Origin of the sequence: Aquimarina sp. ERC-38, from assembly GCF_026222555.1 — a bacterium.
Lineage (GTDB): Bacteria > Bacteroidota > Bacteroidia > Flavobacteriales > Flavobacteriaceae > Aquimarina.
Map to the genome: position 1 here is coordinate 2,052,127 of NZ_CP098511.1, position 24,236 is coordinate 2,076,362.

The following is a 24,236-nucleotide window of genomic DNA, read 5'->3' on the forward strand; positions in this document are numbered from 1 at the left end:
TCTAGAAAGGAAGTAGAAATAATCTACTAATATTGCAATAATAGAAGACGATAAAAATCTATTATTCAAATACTTATAAATTAATTAAAAGCTTACTAATAGGGTTTTAGGAAGTAGTAATGCATTTTTAACTTAAAACTCAATCATTCGTTGTAGCATATTGACCATATGTTTTAGGGCTTTTTCTAATAACTCATCATCTTTAAACCTGTCTTATAAAAAAAGAATCATTTAAGATAATCAATGATTTTATGATAAGGAAATAGTTCGGGATTGTAAATTTTATTTAAGAGAAAATAAAATTTAAAAACTGGGGAGATCTTTTATTTTATACCGATCCGGTTTCTGTCTAGTCAGTCTCTATTAAAAATTTTAAGCTTAAAATAATTTAAATAATAGCATTTAACTTCTTAAGTTTGCAAATCTTTAACTTAAACCTAATCTAAATTTGAAATTTAGAAATACAAAATAAAACTTCTTACATACATCACATTAAATTTAAATTAACTTAAAACCTTTTAACTAAAATTACTCTTATTATGAAAACGCAATCTTTTAAGATTCCAGGAATAGGCATTGTTATGATGCTATTTCTGTTATGCGCTAGCTTTCAACCTTTAATAGCGCAACAAACCATCACCGGGACGGTCTCGGATGAAAAGGGGCTCCCTATCCCCGGAGCAAATGTTTTAATTCGAGGTACTACTACTGGTGCACAAACTGATTTTGATGGTAATTTTACTATTGAAGCATCAGCGGACGATGTACTTATTATTTCTTATCTGGGTTATGTATCACAACAGGTAACCGTAGGAAATCAAACAAACCTTAGTATTCAATTATCAGAAGATGCCAGTATACTGGACGAAGTTGTCGTAATTGGATATGGTACTACCAGAAAAAGTGATTTAACAGGTTCCTTATCACAAGTGACTGCTAAGGAATTTGAAGATCAACCTTTAACCAGAGTAGAGGATGCCTTACAGGGTCGGGCTGCCGGGGTAACCGTGGCAGGATCCGGAGAACCGGGCGCAGGTATTAAAGTACGGGTAAGAGGGGTAAACTCTATAACTGGTAATAACGATCCTTTAGTGGTAATAGACGGAGTTTTTGGCGGAGATTTAAGAACTATCAACCCTAACAACATCCAATCTATTGAAGTATTAAAAGATGCTTCTGCACTGGCTATTTATGGTTCCAGAGGTTCCAATGGGGTGATACTGGTTACTACTAAAAGAGGTTCCGGTAAAGCTAGAGTTTCCTTAGAACAGTTTGTATCTTTTTCAACTGTTAGAAAAAGGTTACCAACCCTAACTTCTGCAGAATTTGCGAGAGTTCAAAATCAGGAGCATCTTGATGACCCAGCTAATGACCCTGCGGATATTCCATTTTCTGAGGCGGATATAGCAAATTTTGAAGCAAACCCAATTAATTATCAGGATCTGATTTTTCAAACTGGTATTACCAGTAATACCCAGATTGCTATTAGCGGTGCTAGTGAAGATAATTTGCGTTATTTTATCTCCGGTAACTATATTGATCAAACTGGAACGCAAATTACCTCAGAATACAATCGATATTCATTTAGATCAAACCTAAGTAAAGATTTTAATGATAAATTTAGCCTGGCGGCTAATATTACAGCTAGCAGGGAAAGCGTTACTAATAATCAGGATGCATTCAATACTTCTGGTGGAACTGGTATTTTACAGGCAATAACCTATGATCCGACTACTCCGGTACGTGATGAAGATGGAAATTTTACACTAAGATCAATTAATGAGATGGCTAACTTTGCGTTTAACCCAATTCGAAGATTGGAACTCAGTGAAGTCGAAGAAACTACAGACCGTTTAAATATTACGTTAAATGGTAAATATAACCTTACGAACAACTTCAGTTATGCATTAGTAAGTGCTGTCTCTACACGTAATAGCGCCAGGGAATCGTTTAGGATTGAAGGTGACTTTGAGGCTAATGGTTTTTCAAATCTTGGTTATAGAAATCTTAATTCTACTTTTTACCAGGTTAGTAATATCTTAAACTGGAACAAGGAATTTGGTAAAAATAACTTTGATCTTACCGGCGTTTACGAGTTTCAAGGCGATCGGGAAGTTGAACACGGTTATTTAGTATCTGATATAAACGTTGAGAGTCTATTTCTTGCAGATCAAAGCAATACAGAAGATTTTTTTAACAACGGTAACGAAACAGCTATTGAGTCCTATCTTGGACGATTGCAATATAACTACGACGGGTTTTTATACCTTACCGGATCTATGAGGATTGACGAATCCTCAAGATTTGCAGCAGGAGAGAGAACGGGTTATTTTCCTTCGGGAGCCATATCGTTAAATTTTGCGGATAAAGGTTTTATAGAAGATAGTGATACATTTTCAGCGTTAAAACTAAGAGCAAGTTGGGGTAGAGTAGGAAATCAAAATATTAATGCTGCTGCCCGATTTTCAACAACTAGTGGCGGTAGGAGTGCATCCTTCGATGGGGAAAATGCTATAGTAGGTGAATTTCAGGATCAGGAAGGTACCTCTGATTTGACTTGGGAAACTACAACGCAAACCAATATAGGTATTGATTTCGGTTTCTTTAACAATCGCTTTACCGGATCATTGGATTGGTATAATAAGGATACCGAAGATTTATTACTTCAAACTGTTCTGCCAGGTACTTCTATCCGAAATTTTATCAATGCCGGTACGGTAAATAATACAGGAGTTGATCTGGTATTGTCAGCTAGCATCATTCAAAACGAAAACTTTAGCTGGGAAGCTAACTTTAATGCATCTCAACTTTCAAATGAGGTGACTAAGTTGAACGATCCGGATATAGATTTCATCCCAGGGAATATTGCAGGTCTCAGTGGAAATTCAGCAAGATTAAATGTAATTCAAATAGGCGAACCTATAGGTACCTTTTATGGTTTAGAGTTTTTAGGAACCTGGAAATCAACAGATGACATTCCGATAAATCTTTTAACTGGTAATCCGGCAGGTCAACCAGGGGGTCCAAGGTTTAGGTTAGATGAAAATAATGCTCCGGAACTTACTGCTATTGGAAATGGTTTACCTACCTTAACCATGGGGCTTAATAATACGTTTACCTATAAAAATTGGGATTTGAATATTTTTATTAACGGAGCTTTTGGATTTGATGTCTATAATCAGGTAACAGGTGCGATAAGCGGAAATGGGGGTAATAGAAGTAATTTATCGCCTTCTCGTATTAATAGTTGGACTCCTGAAAATGAAACGGATATACCAAGTGTGGACGCAACAAATGTATTGAATAGTTCTCGTTGGGTAGAAAAAGGGGATTTTGTACGCTTGAGTAACCTTAAATTAGGTTATACTTTTAACGAAGGAATTATAAAGGGGGTGAGCAGTTTGCAGCTTTATGTAAGTGGACAGAACTTAGTTCTTATTACGGATTATAGTGGCTATGATCCTGAGGTTTCATCAACTGTAAGAACAGCTAGAGGTGAAACCGCTAACGATGATGCTGGTGCAGGGATCGATGCGGGAACCTATCCTAATCCTACTACAGGGGTTTTTGGGGTAAAAGTAACATTTTAATAAAATAAAAGAGATTAATATTTTAATAATAAAATATGAACACACATAATTTAAATAAAGTTTTAGGGAGAACTTGGTTTTTTGGTTTTTCCTGTTTGATGACTATTGTATTAGTACTTCAAGGATGTGCGGATTTAGATCCGGATCCTTTAGAATTTAATAGGCCTCCGGATTCCTTTGGTAGTTTAGAAGAGATGGAGAGAAGTGTAGTAGGTATTTACGCTCAGGTATTATTAGCTTCTCGTGCAACCACTTTTTATGCACCAGCCTGGGCAGGTGATGATATTACTACCCATAGGGCACTTAATAAAAATGAGTTTAGGGAATTTGATCAACGCGTTGTGTTATCTTCTAATTCTAGGCTTTCAGATAATTTTAGAGATGTTTTAAATGTTATCAATACAGTTAACGGGGTGCTGGACAGATCTCAAGGTTTAATTGGTCTGGAAACTATTGATCAGGAGCTATTGAATCGTTTTATTGGTGAGTCTCTTTTTATAAGGGCTCTTATGTTTTATCACTTGACCCGGATTCATGGAGAAATTCCTTTACCTCTTACAAGAATACCGGACCCAAATATTAGTAAATCTTCTATCTTAGAGGTCTATACTCAGATAGAATCAGATTTAATGGGAGCTGAGCAAAGGCTTCCGGACATATATCCTGGAGTACTTGCTGGAGCTCCTAGGCCAAATAAAGGTTCTGCTAAAGCTATTTTGGCACGGTTATATATGGACTGGGCTGGGTTCCCTTTAAAAGATGCAAGTAGATATACTATGGCTGCGAGTATGGCTAAAGATGTGATGGATAATGCAACTGTTCATGGTTTTGGACTGGTAAATGATTTAGAAGATTTATGGACAGTAGCGGGTCGTTTTAATTCAGAATCTTTATTTACTTCGGTATTTTGTGCAAGCGGATGTCAAGGTATTGAAGTTGCAAATAGAAAATTTGTTAGATTTGCATATCCTGCGGACTTTAGTGGCTTTAGTGAAACATTTGGGGAAATTAAATTTTTTGAAGATTTTCCGGAAGGACCTAGAAAAGAGGCTACCTACCGGACTGATTTAGATTGGAGAAGTTTTAATTCTCAAAAAAGTCCGGTATTTAAGAAATTAGTAGGTCCTATTGGTGATATAAATCCGACAGTATTATTTACAGATAGAAATGATTTTATCATGCGCTATGCTGAAATCTTATTAATTTACGCTGAGGCTTCAGGCTTAACTGGTAATGTCACTCCGGAAGCCTGGGAGGCCCTAAATCAAATTCGTAGAAGAGCTGCTGGCTTACCTTTTAATATTCCGGATGCAAGTGTGGATATAACCTCGGGTGATATTGCAGAATTAGCGTTTACAGAGCGCAAGTGGGAATTTGCAGGAGAATACTTAAGATGGTATGATTTGGTACGAAGAGAAAGAGTAGCTGAAGTACTTTCTCAGCGTGGTAATGTAAGTGGGTCTATTGATGAGCACAATCCTATTCTCGGAAGTCTTGAACCTAGTAATTACTTTGCACCGATTCCAGCAGCGGCAGTAGCTCAAAATCCTAATTTGGCAAATTAAATAGAAGTCTTAAAATAATTAGATAATAGATATTAAGTAAAATCACTTAATTTAAAAGCAGTGAGCCACAGGTTTTGGCTCACTGCTATTTTTATATCTTTAAATTTTAATATATTTATTATAAACTGATTGCAGGTAATAAATCCTTTTCTCTACTATTTATGCTTGCTTAAAATGTTTTAAGCACCTTCCTTCTTATAAAGAACTGTTCTTGTTTAAATGTAACGGTGTTCACTAATACTTCATTTGGATAGCCTTCATAAGTACTATTTACTCATATTTCAATCCTCATTTGTTATTTCCCTATATTTTCTACACATAAATGTGGGTGGGGACATCTACACCTGTGTAAAAAATGTACACATCCTAAACCTGTATAACTATATAATCAATTGATTTTCAGATGATTTTTACCTGGCACCACAATTGTCTTTTCTTATTTGAAAAAGAAAAAAGATTTATGAACCGGTCATCAGATCAAATACTATCTAAAAACATAATGAAAATGAATGAATTTCAGAATCGTTTAGAAAAATTTATTTCTAATTCATCATCAACGATTATATTAGTTGGGACTTTTACACTTTTATTTGGAGCTGTATCCCTTTTTTATTTTTTAAACCCTTATTTTGAAGCTATTTATTTAGAACGCCTAAATACAGCATGGGGAATAGGATTGACTATTGTAGGAACTACGCTGTTAGTTGTAAAAATTGCTTTCTTGGTTTATATTTTAAGTTTGTACGTAAAGTATAAAGCAATACCATCCGTTTCTAACAAAGAATTGCCTCTATGTACGGTAATTGTACCGGCATATAATGAAGGAGAGCTGGTTTATAAGACTTTAAAAAGTTTAGTAGCCAGTGATTATCCTAGTGAAAAATTACAAATTATATCTATTGATGACGGAAGTAAAGATGATACCTGGAAATGGATGCAAAAAGCAAAATTCGAATTAGGAAATCGAATATCTATCTACCAACAACCTAAAAATATGGGAAAACGCCATGCACTTTACAGAGGTTTTAATTTAGGTATGGGTGATGTATTTATTACGGTAGACAGTGATTCTATTGTAAAAAAAGATACACTACGAATAATGGCAAGTCCGTTTGTAGTAAATAAGGAATGCGGAGCAGTTGCGGGTAATGTAAAAGTATTGAACAGTAAAAAAGCATTGATTCCTCGTATGTTGAATGTAAGCTTTGCTTTTAGCTTTGAATTTATAAGATCAGCGCAGAGTACATTAGGGTCGGTATTATGTACTCCCGGAGCATTGTCGGCATATCGAAGAGAAGCGGTTTTCAAGTGTAGAGAAGCCTGGATTAATCAAACCTTTATGGGAGAAGTATCTAAAATTGGAGAAGATCGTGCTATGACCAATATGATCTTAAAACAGGGGTATAAGGTATTTTTTCAAAGAGACGCCCATGTGTATACCAATATTCCTGAGCGATACAAAAACTTATATAAAATGTTTACCCGATGGGAGCGAAGCAATGTTAGAGAGAATATTGCTATGAGCAGATTTGCTTTTACCAATTTTAGGGACGGATCAAAAACCGGAACCAGAATATTGTTACTTAACCAATGGTTAAAAATGGTCATGGCTTATCCCGGGGTACTTTTAATGTTATTTTTCCTGATTACCTATCCAGTGCTATTCTTAAGTTCAACCATGGCTAGTATCTTAGTATTCTCAAGTTTACAAGCCTTATTTTACGGTAAGAAACACAGCATGTCTGAAGCATTCTGGGCATATCCATACAGTTTGTTTTACGCATTCTCTTTATTTTGGATTACTCCATATGCCATTGCAACCGCAGGAAGAAGCGGATGGTTAACACGTGACCTTCCTGAGAATACAGATAAAAAACCAGAAAATATTACTATTACAGATACACAACAAGTAGTTGCAGTTTCTTCTTAGTATACCATAAACAATATTTAATCCAACTTAAATAATGTAAAAGGGGTTCTTCAATCAGAAGAATCCCTTTTCTTTGTGTTATTATTTAAAAAAATTGTGGTACTATTCTAAGGTTCAATAGATTTCTATAAATGTAATTTTATCGATGATTTTGTATATGGTAGAAAGCTTCTATTAATATAGTACATGTAATTGTAAGTTATTCGTATTTTTGTTTTACTAAGCGTAAGCTCCCAAAAAAACTAATATCCTAACTGTCCATCGTCATGAAATTTAAATATACAGCTATTAAGAAAACTACGTTCTCTTTGCTTTGTTCCTTACTTCTCCTAATCAATTCCGGATATGCAACCACCTCAATTAATATAGCTCCACAATTCGAATTATTAGTTAATTGCGGAGGTGGAGCAGTACAAACCACCACCGGATTGTATGAGAAAGATCAATTTTTTACAGGTGACGGAAAAACATTCTTTGATACAAATATAAAAAGTAAAGATTTAGAGGATATTTATATATCGGAGCGAAGTACGGAAACTTTTAATGGGAGCTTCGGTTATAAAATTCCGGTACCTAATGGTACCTATACGATCTATTTACATTTTGCTGAAATATATTGGGGTGCTACTGGTGGAAGAGCAGAGGGTAGCGGAAAAAGGGTTTTTAATACCACAATTGAAGATAACCTGGTTCTGGAGAATTTTGATATTTATAAAGAAGTAGGGGCAATGACTCCGCTAGTAAAAACTTTTGATGTACAGGTTACTGATGGTGAATTAAATATGGATTTTCAGGGAGTGATTGACCAACCCAAGTTGTCAGCCTTTGCCGTTGTATCAAAGAATATAGCCTTAGGTAAACCTTTGCTTAAAATTAATAGCGGCGGTGAAAAGGTTACTGTTTCCGGAACTAGCTTTGAAGCTGATACTTATTTTGAAGGAAAAGGGAAAGCTTTTGAAAAAAGTGCGATCAATACTATTGCTAGTACGGATGATGACCTTCTTTATAAAACAGAACGAAGAACCTTAAGGAATAATGAATCCTTTAGTTATAAAATTCCGGTTTCTCAGGGAACCTATCAGGTTCGCCTGCATTTTGCGGAAATTTACTGGGGTGCTACCGGAGGGGCGAGGGCTGTAGGTGGCGAACGTGTTTTTGATGTAAGTATTGAAGGTAAAAAAGTAATAGACGACCTGGATATTTATGGCGAAGTGGGGGCAATGACCGCTTTAATTAAAGAGTTTGAAGCAAACGTATCTGATGGAATCTTAGACATCGATTTTACTGCGGAAGTTGACCTGCCTAAACTTTCGGCATTGGAATTATTTGGTGACGGAAGTGTTATTAATACGAAAGATGATAATTGTGCCTGGAATAACTTAGCCAATGGCCCTCTAGAAAAACTGGAATCACAAAGTGCCAAAGTAAATGGCAAATTATATACTTTTTCCGGTTTTCTAGACAATCTTAAAATTACCAATGCCACTGAAATTTTTGATCCTAAAACGAATACTTGGAGTAAAGGAGCTCCTATACCAGTATCCGTAACACATGCAGGTAAGGCAGTGGTTGGTCAGGATATCTGGATCATTGCCGGATTTATCGGTAATCATCCGGGTACCGCTACGGATAAAGTTCAAATTTATAATACGCAAAAAGATACCTGGACAGAAGGACCTTCATTACCTAATCCAAGAGGTTCCGGGGCTGCTGCATATTTTAATGAGAAAATTCATTTCTTCGGAGGTTTATTACCGGATCGAAGAACAGATGTGGGAGAACATTATGTTCTGGATATTAATAACCTTAGTGCCGGATGGAAAGCTGCCGCACCGTTACCTAATCCCAGAAATCATTTAAGTGCAGCGACCGTAAACGGCAAGATTTATGCTATTGGAGGTCAATACGGCCATGATGGTGGTGTAGATGATCAAAATTTTCTGGATGAATACGACCCTGTAACAAACGAATGGACCCGTAAAGCGAATCTTCCCTCTGACCGGTCCCATTTTGAACCCGGAACTATTGTACATAATGATAAAATTATTATTGTAGGAGGTAGAAGAGGAAATTTCTTTTATGAGGATATTACTGAATATAATCCGGCATCTGACCAATGGAATGAATTATGTAAACTTCCGGCAAAACTTCTGGCGCCCAATGCAGAGGTATTTGGAAATCGATTGGTGATAGCAAATGGCGGAAAAGAAGGTATTTGTTGTCCGTTGAGCACTACACAATGGATTGAAGTTGAACCGGAGCAACGTACTTTTAACGATCTTCTTATTTCCTTAGAAGCAGAAAATGCAGATTTAAAAGGTTGCGAAACAGATCAAACTCATTCCGGTTTTAGCGGCAGCGGTTTTGTGGACTTTATTAAAACCGAAGATGAATCTATAGAGTGGGTTATTGAAGATATTCCCGCTGACGGAACGTATTTTATTTTCTTTAGATATGCTTCCCAATCCGAAAATAGGCCGTTACAACTTGTAATAAATGATGGAGTTGTTGCTGATCAACTTGATTTTCCTGCAACCGGAGCCTGGAACAAGTGGGAACTTACTGAAGTAGCTGCCTATCTTACTAAAGGAAGAAATAGTATCCAAGTAGTTTCTAATGGACTTAGTGGTCCCAATATTGATATTTTAATAGTGAGTAAAGTAGCTGAACGTGGTAGGGAATTATCCGTAGTAGATAATAAAACGGTAACATCAGATTTTTTAACTAGTAGAGCAGTGCATTTAAAAGTCGTGCCTAACCCTGTTTTATCTAATTTAAACTTTGAGTTTAACTTAGATAAAAAACAAACCTTTCAGGTAAAAATTTATTCGCTTAATGGAAAATTGTATGATTCATTACAGTTTTCAGGTACAAACGGGATTTACAAGGATGTTATCGATACTCACGTATTGCCTCAAGGAGTTTATATTTTTAATGTAGTCTCAAACCAGGGTACAGAATCTAAACTGTTTGTAAAAAAATAAGTTAGATACAAAGATTTTTACTTTGAGTAAAACCTTTATTACTTTAATAGTCAGTTTAAAAATGGTAAGTTGAGCATATGCTGGAAATTGTAACTACCTTATTTTTTCTTTTTGCAGTTTTGGACCCCATTGGTTCTATTCCTGTTTATCTGGAAGCTACAAAACAGTTTGACAAAGCTTACAAAAAGAAAATTGCAGTCAAAGCTTCTTTTGTTGCCTTCCTTATCTTATTATTCTTTATTGTGATCGGACAACTCATTTTAGAAGGGATGTCCATATCCCTGGATGCCTTTCAAATTTCCGGGGGAGTGATACTTTTTTTATTTGCACTGACTATGATCTTTGGGGATGGAAAACCGGAACAGGAGAAAAACAGAATTACAGATTACAATCATGTCACTATCTTTCCTATTGCCATACCATCCATAGCTTCGCCCGGAGCAATTATGGCAGTAGTTTTACTTACGGATAATCATCTATATACCATTTCGCAGCAAGCGGTAACTACAGCATTAGTACTTGTTGTTATTGGTATTACCTGTTTGTTGCTTCTGGCTGCAAACCATCTGCAAAAACGAATTGGTAATTATGGTATTACGGTAATCAGTAAGATCATGGGATTAATTCTGGCTTCTTATGCAGTACAAAGTATTATGAGTGGTATTACTAACTATTTTATCAAATTGAATTAGAAATGTATATTCTTTCTGATTTACCCTTTAGTTATAATACTAAACGATTTGACAATATTAGAAGATTGTAGTAAGCGATAATACCGTTTAAAGAGTAAATCCTGTATTTTTGCTCTTGAATTAGTTAACGTATTACTCAATTGTTACAAGAAGATACTGCTTTCCACCAGTTACTGGTATATATTTCTCAATACGTAACGCTTACTGAGCGAGAAATTCAATTGGTTTTTGATAAAACCAACTATCGTACTTATTTGAAAGATCAGTACATTATTCAACAAGGAGATATCTGTAAAAGTGCTTGTTTTATCGTATCCGGATGTACCAAAATGTTTGCGTTAGATAAAGAAGGGCAGGAGCATATCATTATGTTTAGTATTGAAAATTGGTGGACTTCAGATTTGGGTAGTTTTATTTCACGGTTACCCTCACAATATCATGTAAAGTGTTTAGAACAAACTAACTTATTTGAATTCACCTACGAAGCTTTAGAAGACCTATATCAGGAAGTTCCTAAGATGGAACGTTTCTTTAGAAAAATTATTGAGCGGGCTTTCGTTGCTTCCCAAAAAAGAATATTCGATACTTTTAGCTTAACTGCTACAGAGCGTTATCTTTCTTTTAGAAAAACTTATCCTGAGATTGAGCAGCGAGTTCCTCAATATATGATTGCTTCTTATCTAGGAATTACCAAAGAGTTTTTAAGCAAGATCAAAAGTAAATACCTTCAAAGCTAAAGTTACTCTTCACCGGCAAAAGTTAAACTAGATTACTATGGTTTAATAAAGTAGTTTATTGTCAAAGAAAGAGTGTTTATAGAAATTTGTACCAGTTACAAATAAATCTAAAAATAATAAATCATGAAAAATTTTATTAAAAACATAGGACTTTTTACGCTAGTAGTACTTTTATTATCTGCTTACAACACTTTGGACATAGAAACAAAAGATATTGATGTAAAAAATAGTAAAGTAGTATGGAAAGGTTACAAAGTTACCGGATCACATGAAGGAACAATTGCTATCCAATCAGGGTCTCTTGAATTTACAGACCAGGTTTTAACCGGAGGTAAGGTGATCATAGATATGACTAGCATTGATTGTACGGATCTTACCGATGAAAATAAAGGAAAACTGGAAGGACATTTAAAATCAGATGACTTTTTTGGAGTAGAGAAATATAATACCGCCAGTTTGGTATTTACTGAGGTGAAACCAAAAGGAAAAAATGCATATTCAGTCATTGGGGATCTTACTATTAAAAGCACTACGCAGCCTGTGACATTTGAGATATCTGTTTACGGGAATAAAGCCACGACAAATTTAAAAATTGACCGAACTCAATATGATGTTAAATATGGCTCTGCAAGTTTTTTTGACGGACTTAAGGATAAAGCTATTTATGATGAATTTGACCTGGTTGCAGATTTAGAATTTTAAATAAAATATTAGAAGAAATCCCTTTTTAAAAGATTATAATAAAATAAGCGAAGTCAAAAGGGAGAACGGTGATTTAAACTGTCCAGAACCTTTTGACTTCGCTTATTAACTAAGAATTTTAACTATTCTTGTAATCTATTCTTACAACGTTAATTTGGTTTTAAGAAATAAACCCACCGGTTACTGCCGCTCCGGCTGATAATACGGCGGTAATTACTAACCACCATGCTGCAGAAGCCGCAGTTTTACGGGTATGTTCTGCTTTAATAACCGCTTTTCTTTTGATCATTTCCATCTCCTGTCGTGCTCGCATCTCAATAGCATGTAACTTATCAGAAACTTGAGTTTTGGCTTGTTCAATAGTATCACTTATTCTGTCGATATGACTGTCGTTAATCCCTTTATTACGAGTAATTAAAGAACGTACGGTATTTTTATCAAACTTCTTTAGACGGTCTTTTATAATTGTAAAACTATCTGAAGGTTTATCAATAATTTTAACCATATCTTCTTTTAAAGAATCGTAATTTAATTCCTCCCTTTCAGTCCCATTAAAGAAGGAAGCTACTCGTGCTTCCAGACTTTTAGTAAGATTGTCGATTTGCTCCTTATTAAATTTTGAAGTCACAGAACTAACAGACTCTTCTACCTGTAAAGCATATTTGTCGATTTGTGCCCTATCTAAATTTGTATTTTTTTCCAATATATCAATAATGGAATCTCTATCAATATCTTTTACTTTTCCGGAAGCAATGGATAATAACATTTTTGGATTTTCTATAATCTTTCGGATATCTTCTTTTAACTGATTAGAAGAAAATGACTCTGGTTTTGCTGATTGAAGTGTTGATTTGAATTTCGCAATACGTTCATCAATTTCCTGTCGGTCCATATCGGTAAATTGTTCCAACATTTTTTTGGCATTTTCTGTTTTACTTGCGTCACTATCGTACGTATCTTTTAGTTGTGCCATAAGATCTTTCAACTTCTGTGTTTTATCAGTACTCTGCGAATCTTTATTTTCAGAACCTTTTAGCACCGCAGTATTTAATACTTGTTGGATGGCCATCCACTTCCCGGAGTTATTAGTACTACCGGAAGTATCTGCTATTTCACTAATATCATTTTTAAGCTGATCGTAGTTCGGTAATTTATTATCTACCTTATTTAAAAAGTTATCTAAAGTGCTGGAGATCTGATCCAGGTTTGAAGATGCATCAAATTCTGATTTTACCTTGTCAATAGTATTGGTCACCAGGTTTTCTATTTTCTTTTCCTTGCTTGAAGTCAACATATTCTGAACTGCTTTAGAAGAAGCTTTTAATCCTGAAGTTGCCGTATTAATTAAACCTCCGATGGCAGTATTTGCAATTTTAACTTCCAGGTAAAATAGAATAATAAAAAACAAAGCCCAGATCACTAATCCTAGGGTTAAACTCGTTTCTCCGGTTTCAAACATGCTTAGGTTAACCGCAAGGGCAGTAGCTGCAAAAAGAGAAAGACAAGTGGTAATAACGCTCCAAATTCCAAATCCGGAAGTAATTTTAACCCCCATAGACGTATCAGAGCTGTAATCCTGATCAAAAGTGTCATTATTATTGTCGTCAGAAGAATCACCGGTATGATTAGAAGCCTTTACAAACTTTTCCTTTAAATTACCAATAGCTGTAATTCCCATAGCTACAGAAAGTGCCGTCAATATAAGTTGAAAAGCAAGAGCTAAGATTACGCCAGATATAATGGTAATAAAAAACTTAGGTGATAAAAAAAGATCATCCGTGACTACTGTGTCTTGGATGAACATAGGGTGAATCTGAGAAACCAGAAACAGTTTGGTTTGATATATAAGTTCCATAAATATTAAGTTATGATTAGTACTTGTTTATAGTATGCATGTGTATTTCAGTTTTATAAAATACTAGCGATAACAAATTAAGTTCATAAGCTTATTGATTTTTAACTCTTTTAGCTAAATAGTTAATTGTAAAATAATTTTTTAATATTTTAACAAATTTATTAGAAATTATATATTTTTGAGTTAATGTATTATTGCATTGATCTTTATTTCCGCAATAATTTACGAGCAGGTTCTTCTATAAAATGGTACAAGAACGCACTACTTAATAAACTAATCAAAAAAAGAAGTAAAACCACAATTCCTGTAGAAAGAAACAATTCTTTATGACCTATATAAGTTTGGTAATACTTAAAAAAAGTGTGGTGTATCAGATAAAAGGAAAAACTTAAAGAACCCAGGTATTGCCATAAAGGATGTGCTAACCTTTTAGTAATTGCTCCTTGAGAATCCCCGAATACCAGTAAAATTATAAACATAGGACACCAATAGTATACAGAAAGCTTAAAATTTTCATGGACAAAGGGCTGAACGCATAAAAAGACGAAACCAATACCCAGTGCCAAGTATTCTCTCTTTGAACTATTAGTAATGAATTTAAAAATCTGAAACTTTTTACTTACTAAAAATGCAATAATACCTATACTAAAATCTGCAATACGAGTAAAAGGTGAAATATAAAGCCAGTAATACGCATTGGGAAAATAAAAGAAGATAAGCCCTAATAGAAGAATAATTGCAACAATACTTAGAGCTAGAGGTATTAATTTTTTAACCCGAAGTAGCATGTAAAATACTCCCGGAAAGCATAGATAAAAAAATAATTCGGTTGAAATACTCCAGGAAACCCCGTTAAAAGAAAAATAATAATCACTTACAGGGATATAACTTTGAAGTAGAAAAAGATTAGTGGCTAATTTCTTAAAATAAAAAATACGGTCTCCATCTAAAAATTCTGAAAAAGTCAGAGGGAGGGCAATAAGCAGACTTAAGTAATAAACTGGTAACAATCGGGCAATTCTTCGGTTTAAAAAAATGGTAAAGGAAAAGTTTTGTTGTTGAAACGAATCGTAGTATCGATAAGCCAAAATATAGCCGCTTAACATAAAGAAGAAGGTAACCCCTATAAAACCTTCTCTAAAAATATAGCGGTATAAGCATTTCCATACGGTACTGTATTCCGGGATTACATAATTTAGATGACTGGCAAAAACAAAGACAGCAAAAATAAATCGGAAGGCTTGTAAATTGGTTAACATGATAAGCGAAGATAATACAGGAATTAATAATTCCGAATTCGGAATTTAAAATTTAAAAACACTAGTGTCTGGTTAAAATAAATAAAAGTTTATAAAGCTTAGTAAAATAAGGTGATTCAAAGCTTTAAATGTTTGGAGGTTGCTTTTTTACTTTCTCAAAATTAATTTTTTTAACATGAATGATCTTATAATATTAATTCTAACACCATCATAATTAGTCTTGATTCTTGATTATAGAAGCAATAGCCATTTTGAATCTTTACCGGATGCTAATGGTTTAAGAACACTTTGTTACATATCTGCTTTATACTTTTTCTAAAAGAGCATGATAATTGTATTAATTTTGAGTAATTTAACTTTTAAAAAGGAATATGAACATGCAGGGGGTTTTTATAAGTTTTCAGAATGCCAATGAACCTGTATCTATAGTTTCACAATTATTCGGAATTATTGCCGTATTAAGTGTATCCAGTATTTGTATTTTCTTTTTTTTAAAATATTTGGAATATTTATATGTACGCTACTATAAAAAACCTGTATTTGTACATTTTTATCCAATACAAAAGAAAATTCCTAAAGCTTATAAGAACTATTTATCTGAAAATAAATTTTACGTTCGCTTATCCAAAAAGGAGAAAAGATATTTTGAACACCGCTTAACCAAATTTTTAAAAGCAACTCGATTTGTAGGTAGGGAAGGCTTGCTTATCAATGATAAAAAACGGGTGCAGGTAGCAGCAATTGTGATTCAACTTACCTTTGGGATGCGCAATTATATGCTGGATTATGTAGAGACCATTATTTTATATCCAACTTCATTTTATTCTATTTTAAATAAAACTAAAAATAACGGAGAATTTAATCCCAGGTCAAGAGCCCTGGCCCTTTCATGGGAACACTTTAATAACGGAAAGTGGCATCCGGAAGAAGGAGTAAATCTGGGAATTCATGAAATCACCCATGCTTTACATTATGACGCTATGAAAAGTAGTAATATCAGCTCCGAACTATTTTATGACACCTTCCTGGAACTGGAGCAGTATTTATCTTCAAAAAAGGTGCGAACAGATATTGTGGACACAAAAATTCTACGGGAGTATGCCTATACAGACAAATTCGAGTTTCTAGCAGTACTTATAGAAGTTTTTATGGAAACGCCCGAAAAACTAAAAAAGAAATTACCGGTAGTCTATGCATATGTAGTTCAAATGCTTAATTTTCGATATTTTGAAACATGACTAACCTCTAGTGTGTTTAGAGGAAAAAAGCGTCAGTTTGAGTGTTTTTTCATAATAAAATGAAGAAAAAATAGCCTGTCTTTGACTTAATCGAGGATATCGAATCCTTCGATTTGACTCAGGATTACAAAGCTTTTTTAACTAAAAATCTTTATCATCTTGAGCCTGGTCGAAAGACTAGATAGACTACTTCTTTCGGTTGAAGCAATCGAACCAATGGATTTTATAATTATTATTATTCAAATGTGCCACAGGTGTAATTAGTAAATCGAAAGAAAATTCTTAAAATTTTATACGGTAAAACAGGAGTTTAGGGAAAAATTTTTATATTTGAAAACCTAAATAAAATAAACAACTATGGATACCACAAAGCAAATAGTTCCTGTAAACGAACTTTCTACCGAAGGAAGAGTCGCTTTTTATAAGAAAACATACACCCACCTGGCAATGGCTGTACTATTATTTATCATTGTAGAGTGGGCCTTTTTTCAATCCGAAACCATTGTTAACTTTGCCTTTTCTATGACTCAGGGCTGGAGATGGCTATTGATGTTAGGAGGCTTTATGTTGGCCACTTCCTATGCAGAACGTTTGGCACACAGTACGCATAATATAAATCAACAGTACCTTGGATTATTAGTCTATGTAATTGCCGAAGCTTTTATTTTTATTCCTTTAATTGGAATTGCCATGATGGTATCTTCTGAAAGTGGGGCAAATATATTAAATCAGGCGGCCTTACTTACGCTTTCTTTATTTACCGGATTATCTGCGATCGTGCTGATTACTAAAAAGGAATTTTCTTTTTTAAAATCTGCACTTACCATTGGTTTCTTTATTGCCATCGGATTGATTGTTGCCGGAATGCTTTTTGGTTTTAATCTGGGCTTATGGTTTAGTGCCGGGATGGTTATCTTAGCTTCCGGAACAATTTTATACCAAACTTCTAATATTGTACACAAATACAGCGAAGATCAATACGTAGGTGCTTCCTTAGGTCTGTTTGCTTCGCTAATGTTATTATTCTGGTATATTTTAAGTATTCTATCCAGATTTAGCGGAGATTAGGTCTTACCAAACCTTTGAATTTTAGTATAATTGTAATTTTATGAGTAACATCCCTTTAATTTATACACTATTGTATGTACACTTATCATTAAAAGCTATTTTATGTTGATTTAGCTATATAATAGTAGATAATGTGTCTCAAGACATGTTTTGAAGGTATAGTTAGACGTATAATGAATTAATAATGGTTGGAAACAATTGAAGAATTTTAGTAAAATTCATACTTTTATTAAACAATTTTAAGATAGATCACAAGAGCAATTAATTATTAGTTAACTCAATAACCAATAACTAGTAAATAATGGGCTTCGAGGCTTCGAGAACCTCAGCCTCAGCCATAGGTTTTTTTCAAAAATTTAAATATTACTAATAATCCAATAGCTTAATAACTAATAACAAAATAACTTCTACCTAGTGCCTTTTGCCTAATCAACTAAATAACCTGTAACAAAACAACTTCTGCCTAGTGCCTTCTGCCTAATCAACTAAATAACTTAGTAACGGATAACCAGTCCCTAGTGCCTTTTGGCTATTCAACTAAATAACTAATCTCACTAAACCTTCACCTCAACCTCCTTCTTAGAAGTTATCGTATCCAGAATCATCTGCGCATGTACCCTTGAATTCTCTATAAACCAAACATGCGTATCCATTCCTCCGCAAATTACTCCCGCTAAAAATAAATTTTCAACGTTGGATTCCATGGTTTCCGGGTTATAGGCGGGATGTTTTTTACCGTCGGTAGAAAGGTGAATGCCCATGTTTTGCAGGAATGTAAAATTAGGTCGGTATCCGGTTAGTGCCAGTACGTAATCATTAGCAATAGTAAAGCTTTTTTGAGTAGAAGTATCCAGCAGAATCAGTTCGTTTTTTGTGACCTCTTTAACTTCCGTATGAAAATAAGCTGTAATGCTTCCTTCCTTAATTCGGTTTTCAATATCCGGTTTTACCCAATATTTTACCCGTTCACCAATTTGAGGGCCACGTACAATCATGGTAACTTCCGCACCTTTTCGATAGCATTCTAAAGCCGCATCTACCGCAGAATTACTGGCACCTACCACCGCTAATTTCTGTTTCGCATAAAAATGAGGGTCATCATAATAATGCGAAACTTTAGGTAATTCTTCTCCGGGAACTTGTAAACGATTCGGAATATCATAAAAACCGGTAGCAATAATTACAAAGCTTGCCGTATACTGATCTTTATTAGTATGTATTAAAAACTCCCTGGTTTGTTTTGTAACTTCAATCACCTCTTCGAATAGATGAATATTTAAATTATTAGAAGTCACAATTCTTCGGTAGTATTCTAAAGCTTCATCTCTTTTAGGTTTCGCTTCCTTACTGATAAAAGGGATGGCATCCAGCTCCAGTTTTTCTGAAGAGGAGAAAAACTGCATGTTCTTAGGATAATTAAAGAGCGAATTGGTAATAGGTCCTTTTTCTATAATTACATAGGATAATCCTTTCTTTTTGGCTTCCAGCCCACAAGCAATACCAATGGGGCCACCACCTACAATAACAATGTCAAAGGTTTTCATACTGCCGTAAATTTTTTAAGTTCTTGAATGGTAGCAATAGGATCTGCACTTTTAAATACAAAACTACCAGCTACTAAGACATCAGCTCCTGCTTTTTTTAACTGCAAAGCATTCTCATCAGTAACACCTCCGTCAATTTCAATTTGTGTTGTTGCATTTTTTTTAAGGATCAGTTCTTTAAGAGCTTCCACTTTTGTGAACGTATTTTCTATAAAAGATTGTCCGCCAAATCCGGGATTAACGCTCATTATGCAAACCAGGTCAATATCCTTAATAATATCAGTTAATAACGATACGGGGGTATGCGGATTTAAAGCAACCCCTGCCTGCATTCCTTCTTTTTTTATAGCCTGTAAGCTTCGGTGTAAATGGGGACAAGCCTCATAATGTACAGTTAATATGTCACTACCCAATGCAGCAAAAGTACCGATATAACGGTCCGGATCCGTAATCATTAGATGAACGTCTATAGTTTTCTTAGCATATCGGGTGATAGCTTCTAAAACCGGCATTCCAAAGGAGATATTAGGAACAAAAACACCGTCCATAATATCAACATGAAACCAATCGGCTTCACTCCGGTTTACCATTTCAATATCACGTTGTAAATTAGCAAAATCAGCCGCTAATACAGAAGGAGCAATTTTTGTCATTATTTTTTATTTCAAAAATACTGTTTATCGGTTACATGATATAATTTCTAAAATGCAATTTTATTTTAAAAAATTATGGATTAAGTATTCATATTTTACGAATTCTTTAGGGGCGTTTGATTTTTCCAATTCTATAAATTGGCACAGTTCCTCATAGCTGTTATGATTCTTTTTTGCTGTTGCAAATAAACAATCGTACTCCGAAAAATGAAGTGTCCTGGTAGGTTTGTCTATAAATTTAATCAAATTGTGATGCCTGTGATCCTTTTCTATTCTGGCGTATAGTTGATTTACTTTATTACGTTCTCCTTCAATAATCTGAAAAAAGTTACCTTCTGAAAAGAGTAGAATACCATCAATACAATTAGCCATATTACGTTCTCTGGAATAGGTAAATAAGTTTTCTAAATTCAAACTGGAGAGATAAGAATGCGCAGTACTAACGTAGCTTATTGTTTTTTTGGTAGGTTCTGGCATAGTACTTAGATAAATATTCCCTATCAAGATATTGAACTCTATCTACCCATTTGTGTTTTAACAAAGAAAAGTATGCTTTCATCAAGATTTTAAAATGAAAAAACCTCCGGTAATCAGCCGGAGGTCATTCATCAATCAAAAAACGAACAGTTATATTGAAGTAACTGCTTGTGCTTGCAAGGTAATAAATATTTAGATAATTTATTAGCCTAAATAAGTTTTTAAAATTTTACTACGTGAAGTATGCTTTAAACGTCTGATTGCCTTCTCTTTAATTTGCCGAACTCTTTCACGGGTCAGATCAAAGGTTTCTCCGATTTCTTCGAGGGTCATCGGATGTTGATCTCCTAATCCAAAATATAACCGAATTACATCTGCTTCTCTGGGGGTAAGGGTTTCCAGAGCTCTTTCAATTTCTGTCCGTAAAGATTCATGTAATAAAGAACGATCAGGATTAGGTGATTCACCAGAATTTAAAACATCGTATAGATTAGAATCTTCACCTTCTACAAGAGGAGCATCCATACTTACATGGCGTCCTGAATTTTTCATGGATTCCTTAACATCGTTAATGGTCATATCCAACTCTTTTGCAATCTCTTCTGCACTTGGCGGACGTTCATGAGATTGTTCTAAAAAAGCATAGGTTTTATTAATTTTATTAATAGACCCAATTTTATTTAAAGGTAGACGAACAATTCTGGATTGTTCTGCCAATGCCTGTAAGATAGATTGTCTGATCCACCATACGGCGTAGGATATAAATTTAAAACCTCGGGTTTCATCAAATCGCTTTGCAGCTTTAATCAGACCTAGGTTCCCTTCATTGATTAAATCCGGAAGTGTTAATCCCTGATTTTGATATTGTTTGGCTACCGATACTACAAAACGTAAATTCGCTTTTGTTAGTTTTTCTAAAGCACGTTCATCACCAGCTTTAATACGCTGTGCTAATTCTACTTCTTCATCAGCCGTAATCAGGTCTACCTTCCCAATCTCTTGTAGATATTTATCCAGGGATGCAGTTTCCCGGTTGGTAACCTGCTTTGTAATCTTTAGCTGTCTCATCTAAATTTTTTAGGGGTTTGCAATTATGACTTCTGGAGCCCTTCTATACTAGTTATACGTAAGACGTTGCAAAAATGTTACAAAAAATTAATTTTAATTTAAAATTTTGTCAAATCTCGCTGGTTTTTACATAAATAATGAAAGAAAAGCTATCTTGTTTTTTACAAAACACTTACTTTTATAATAATACAAAATGAAAAAAAACACAAATTTAATTTGGACATTCATGTTCATTCTAACGGTAAGCGTATGTTCTTCCGGATTAGCACAAAATCAAAATCCTAAAACTCCAACTGAAGAACTTCTGAATTATTATAGGTTGTATAAAGAAAGAATTCAAAACAACAATCTTCAAAAAAAGAATGCAATAGGTAAGGAGTCATATAATATGCCTTTGGGAGTTAACCCTTATACCAGTTATTTTTCCGATAAAGGAAGTGCTGAACAATGGAGTAGGTATTATTATGAAATAGCACAAGCCAAAAACAAAAGTACACTTAGTAGAAAAATGAATATTGCTACTTTTAATGAGAAGGAAAGGCCAGGGGAAAATCTAAATGACACGAGCGATAACTCAGAATTTATTTCGAATTTCGGGAGTGGTCCAGATGATACAAATACATTTTTAATCAATGGTAACTTAGGCCCGGAAGAAAAACCTAAAACAGATTTACAAATATTTGAAACCGAAGAAGACAATGGTTCTATTCCCCTGGCGAATCCTATAGATCTTCCGGAACCTATCACTAACTATAATACAAGGGCCAGAATTGGAGATGGCCCGCAAGGATCAGAAAACGGGGGTAACGGCGATTTTGATTTTTACAAAGTTTCTTTACAAGAAGCAGAGCTGGTACAATTCAGTATTTTAGCAACCGATTCTATTCCGTTTAATCCGGCAGTTCTTATTTACAACGAAGAAGGAGAGATATTAAGGTTTGGATTTTCATTAACAAGACCTCAGATTTCTCTTGAATTTATCCCTCCTGTTGCAGGTACTTATTACTTTGGGGTATATGATTTTGAAACTTTATTTCAAACCATACCTTTTCAACCTTTTAATTCGGATTCAGGAGGAGGCGTAGTATTAGAAGGTAATTACATATTGCAACTTGGCTATTTTGGCAAAATTACAGATAGGGATTTCTATTCATTTTCACTTAAAAAAGGGGATGTGTTTGGGGTAGCTATTGACGGAATTACCAGAACAAATACCAACCTGTTTCTGACAGATGATAACCTGGGAGCGGGAACTCGTAATTTTACCAATTTTCAAACTCAAGGTTCCCCCTTACCGGATAACGGAGAAACTACGCTGTCTTATGTAATTCCTGAAGATGGTGACTATACCTTGTCCATTGGCACATCTGTAGGTCCGTACACCGCAGAGATTCTGGCTACTAGGTCCGGATTAGAGACTAATAATAAAGGAAAAAAACAAATAGTCTACTTAGATTATACGGGGTCAGAATTTAATCAAAGGGCATTTTTTAATGTTCCGGATACAATTGGGGTTAACGATGATGTTATAAACCAGGAACGTTTTTTATCTCCGTTTGAGGATTTTCTGGAAAATTGGGGGATTGAAAATACAACTTTAAACCGGGTACGGTTGATTCATGAAATTGATAAAGTAGTTAAAGAAAAGCTTAAACAGGAATTAAGAGAAAAAGGAATCAATCCCGGTCTTGATATATTAATACTTAGTGATTTAGGTAGTGATTTCTTAGGGAATACGATACCAAAGATTCTAAATAAAGCAAATATTCCATTTAGTAAAGTAATTGTAGGAGGTACTATTGAAGAATCCGGTATACGGACTATTGGTATTGCTAATGAAATTGACAGTGGAAATTTTAGTATTGAAGACGAAGCTCTAGTACTATTGGATCTATTAAGTAATACGGACCCTGAAGATCCTAATTCTATTAATAATATACCACGTGCGGATAATGTACCTATTGAAGAATTAGTAGCGGTTGTTGTTGGAAATGTAATTGCTCATGAAATTGGACACTATTTAGGAAACTACCATACTAATGCTGCTAATGACGTCTTTTCTATTATGGATGAAGGAGGTAACCTTAACGGAATAGCAGGCGTAGCCGGTGAAGCTGCATTTGGTGATGAGAGTACAGTAGATGTTATGTTTAGCAAAGATGCTTATAGCCTAGCCGAAGCTTTTCTCCCGGGAGGTTCAGACCAGACGGATGTAAATACTGCTTTTGCGCTAAGTTTTATTCCTTTTGGAAGAAAAAGCTCGGATGATAGTACGATAAAGGAAATATTAGCTTTAGAAAATCAGGTGTTAAATGATCTCCAAGAAGTAGTAAGCACGGAAATATTAAGTTATCCTAATCCGCAATCGACTTCAGGTATTGCTTCCTTACAATTAGGAACTGAGGTATACGGAGCTACTAAAGTTACAATACTTGATATCCATGGGAGAACCGTTCAAACGGTATTTGATGGGGTTATTAAGAAAGGAGAAAATAAAGAAATCATCACGGATGCTCAAAACTTAAACTTATCTCGTGGCGTGTACACTTATGCTATAAAATCAAATAATAAAACCTTTTCTCATAAGTTTGTAGTGAATTAAAAAAGCTTAAAACTTCAATTATTCAATTAGCTAAAATACAATAACGCCTTCAGATTTTGAAGGCGTTATATTTTCTACTTACTTGAACGACACACTTATAATAATTTGCGGAAGACTTTTTTGTAGATATCTATTATCTGAATAAAAAAATATGGGAAACCTCTCTCGGTGAAATTTTGAAGCAATATCAACTGTCAGAAATATAGCTTCCTAAATTACGCAAAGAAAATATTAAAAAACCTTAATTAATTCTAAAATTAAGTCAAAATACT

Annotated in this window: 16 protein-coding genes; 10 read left to right on the top strand and 6 right to left on the bottom strand. The window is 34.5% G+C overall.

Features of this window, described 5'->3' with window-relative positions; all coding sequences use genetic code 11:
- Positions 1–539 precede the first annotated feature (539 nt).
- The 7 genes from NBT05_RS08620 (at position 540) to NBT05_RS08650 (ending at position 12,200) form a co-directional block, all read left to right on the top strand.
- The gene (locus NBT05_RS08620; RefSeq protein ID WP_265773083.1) at positions 540–3,590 is read left to right on the top strand and encodes a SusC/RagA family TonB-linked outer membrane protein; all 3,051 of its coding nucleotides are present in this window, start codon (positions 540–542) and stop codon (positions 3,588–3,590) included.
- 35 nt (positions 3,591–3,625) lie between these two features.
- Positions 3,626–5,155 (top strand): RagB/SusD family nutrient uptake outer membrane protein, encoded by a 1,530-nt coding sequence (locus NBT05_RS08625; protein WP_265773084.1) that lies wholly within the window; start codon positions 3,626–3,628, stop codon positions 5,153–5,155.
- Between the two features lie 505 nt (positions 5,156–5,660).
- The gene (locus NBT05_RS08630; RefSeq protein ID WP_265773085.1) at positions 5,661–7,085 is read left to right on the top strand and encodes a glycosyltransferase; all 1,425 of its coding nucleotides are present in this window, start codon (positions 5,661–5,663) and stop codon (positions 7,083–7,085) included.
- 266 nt (positions 7,086–7,351) lie between these two features.
- Positions 7,352–10,069, top strand: a complete 2,718-nt coding sequence (locus NBT05_RS08635; RefSeq protein ID WP_265773086.1) for a malectin domain-containing carbohydrate-binding protein — start codon at positions 7,352–7,354, stop codon at positions 10,067–10,069.
- A 77-nt stretch (positions 10,070–10,146) separates the two neighbouring features.
- Complete coding sequence (locus tag NBT05_RS08640; RefSeq protein WP_265773087.1) at positions 10,147–10,761, top strand: MarC family protein; 615 nt, start codon at positions 10,147–10,149, stop codon at positions 10,759–10,761.
- Positions 10,762–10,901: 140 nt separating this feature from the next.
- A complete protein-coding gene (locus NBT05_RS08645; RefSeq protein WP_265773088.1) occupies positions 10,902–11,498 on the top strand; it encodes a Crp/Fnr family transcriptional regulator in 597 nt (198 codons plus the stop codon).
- A gap of 123 nt (positions 11,499–11,621) precedes the next feature.
- A complete protein-coding gene (locus tag NBT05_RS08650) occupies positions 11,622–12,200 on the top strand; it encodes a YceI family protein (RefSeq protein WP_265773089.1) in 579 nt (192 codons plus the stop codon).
- Between the two features lie 160 nt (positions 12,201–12,360).
- Here the strand turns inward: NBT05_RS08650 and NBT05_RS08655 are convergent, their stop codons facing one another.
- The gene (locus NBT05_RS08655) at positions 12,361–14,055 is read right to left on the bottom strand and encodes a hypothetical protein (RefSeq protein WP_265773090.1); all 1,695 of its coding nucleotides are present in this window, start codon (positions 14,053–14,055) and stop codon (positions 12,361–12,363) included.
- 206 nt (positions 14,056–14,261) lie between these two features.
- Positions 14,262–15,314, bottom strand: coding sequence for an acyltransferase family protein (locus tag NBT05_RS08660; RefSeq protein WP_265773091.1), 1,053 nt, complete (start codon positions 15,312–15,314; stop codon positions 14,262–14,264).
- Between the two features lie 371 nt (positions 15,315–15,685).
- Between NBT05_RS08660 and NBT05_RS08665 the strand changes: the two genes are divergently transcribed.
- Positions 15,686–16,552 (top strand): zinc-dependent peptidase, encoded by an 867-nt coding sequence (locus NBT05_RS08665; protein ID WP_265773092.1) that lies wholly within the window; start codon positions 15,686–15,688, stop codon positions 16,550–16,552.
- A 357-nt stretch (positions 16,553–16,909) separates the two neighbouring features.
- Positions 16,910–17,620 (top strand): Bax inhibitor-1 family protein, encoded by a 711-nt coding sequence (locus NBT05_RS08670; protein ID WP_265773093.1) that lies wholly within the window; start codon positions 16,910–16,912, stop codon positions 17,618–17,620.
- A gap of 554 nt (positions 17,621–18,174) precedes the next feature.
- On the opposite strand, the gene NBT05_RS08675 is transcribed toward NBT05_RS08670, so the two are convergent.
- The 4 genes from NBT05_RS08675 to NBT05_RS08690 all read right to left on the bottom strand — a co-directional run bounded on the left by NBT05_RS08675 (position 18,175) and on the right by NBT05_RS08690 (position 21,362).
- Positions 18,175–19,164 carry a YpdA family putative bacillithiol disulfide reductase gene (locus NBT05_RS08675; protein ID WP_265773094.1) on the bottom strand — a complete coding sequence of 330 codons (990 nt, stop codon included), beginning with the start codon at positions 19,162–19,164 and terminating at the stop codon, positions 18,175–18,177.
- Positions 19,161–19,817, bottom strand: a complete 657-nt coding sequence (gene rpe / locus NBT05_RS08680; RefSeq protein ID WP_265773095.1) for a ribulose-phosphate 3-epimerase — start codon at positions 19,815–19,817, stop codon at positions 19,161–19,163. Before rpe ends, NBT05_RS08675 begins: the two co-directional genes overlap by 4 nt.
- Positions 19,818–19,877: 60 nt before the next feature.
- The gene (locus NBT05_RS08685) at positions 19,878–20,294 is read right to left on the bottom strand and encodes a BLUF domain-containing protein (protein WP_265773096.1); all 417 of its coding nucleotides are present in this window, start codon (positions 20,292–20,294) and stop codon (positions 19,878–19,880) included.
- Positions 20,295–20,498: 204 nt separating this feature from the next.
- A complete protein-coding gene (locus NBT05_RS08690) occupies positions 20,499–21,362 on the bottom strand; it encodes a sigma-70 family RNA polymerase sigma factor (RefSeq protein ID WP_027395748.1) in 864 nt (287 codons plus the stop codon).
- Between the two features lie 193 nt (positions 21,363–21,555).
- Here NBT05_RS08690 and NBT05_RS08695 point away from each other — a divergent pair, with 193 nt between their 5' ends.
- Positions 21,556–23,964, top strand: coding sequence for a pre-peptidase C-terminal domain-containing protein (locus NBT05_RS08695; protein ID WP_265773097.1), 2,409 nt, complete (start codon positions 21,556–21,558; stop codon positions 23,962–23,964).
- Positions 23,965–24,236: the final 272 nt, after the last annotated feature.

What these genes read in the sequence shown, in the direction of transcription:
- rpe (WP_265773095.1), bottom strand. Translation starts at nt 19,817, where the DNA reads ATGACAAAAATTGCTCCTTCTGTATTAGCGGCTGATTTTGCTAATTTA.
- NBT05_RS08675 (WP_265773094.1), bottom strand. Translation starts at nt 19,164, where the DNA reads ATGAAAACCTTTGACATTGTTATTGTAGGTGGTGGCCCCATTGGTATT.
- NBT05_RS08625 (WP_265773084.1), top strand. Translation starts at nt 3,626, where the DNA reads ATGAACACACATAATTTAAATAAAGTTTTAGGGAGAACTTGGTTTTTT.
- NBT05_RS08685 (WP_265773096.1), bottom strand. Translation starts at nt 20,294, where the DNA reads ATGCCAGAACCTACCAAAAAAACAATAAGCTACGTTAGTACTGCGCAT.
- NBT05_RS08670 (WP_265773093.1), top strand. Translation starts at nt 16,910, where the DNA reads ATGGATACCACAAAGCAAATAGTTCCTGTAAACGAACTTTCTACCGAA.
- NBT05_RS08650 (WP_265773089.1), top strand. Translation starts at nt 11,622, where the DNA reads ATGAAAAATTTTATTAAAAACATAGGACTTTTTACGCTAGTAGTACTT.
- NBT05_RS08655 (WP_265773090.1), bottom strand. Translation starts at nt 14,055, where the DNA reads ATGGAACTTATATATCAAACCAAACTGTTTCTGGTTTCTCAGATTCAC.
- NBT05_RS08660 (WP_265773091.1), bottom strand. Translation starts at nt 15,314, where the DNA reads ATGTTAACCAATTTACAAGCCTTCCGATTTATTTTTGCTGTCTTTGTT.
- NBT05_RS08665 (WP_265773092.1), top strand. Translation starts at nt 15,686, where the DNA reads ATGAACATGCAGGGGGTTTTTATAAGTTTTCAGAATGCCAATGAACCT.
- NBT05_RS08695 (WP_265773097.1), top strand. Translation starts at nt 21,556, where the DNA reads ATGAAAAAAAACACAAATTTAATTTGGACATTCATGTTCATTCTAACG.
- NBT05_RS08690 (WP_027395748.1), bottom strand. Translation starts at nt 21,362, where the DNA reads ATGAGACAGCTAAAGATTACAAAGCAGGTTACCAACCGGGAAACTGCA.
- NBT05_RS08640 (WP_265773087.1), top strand. Translation starts at nt 10,147, where the DNA reads ATGCTGGAAATTGTAACTACCTTATTTTTTCTTTTTGCAGTTTTGGAC.
- NBT05_RS08620 (WP_265773083.1), top strand. Translation starts at nt 540, where the DNA reads ATGAAAACGCAATCTTTTAAGATTCCAGGAATAGGCATTGTTATGATG.
- NBT05_RS08630 (WP_265773085.1), top strand. Translation starts at nt 5,661, where the DNA reads ATGAATGAATTTCAGAATCGTTTAGAAAAATTTATTTCTAATTCATCA.
- NBT05_RS08635 (WP_265773086.1), top strand. Translation starts at nt 7,352, where the DNA reads ATGAAATTTAAATATACAGCTATTAAGAAAACTACGTTCTCTTTGCTT.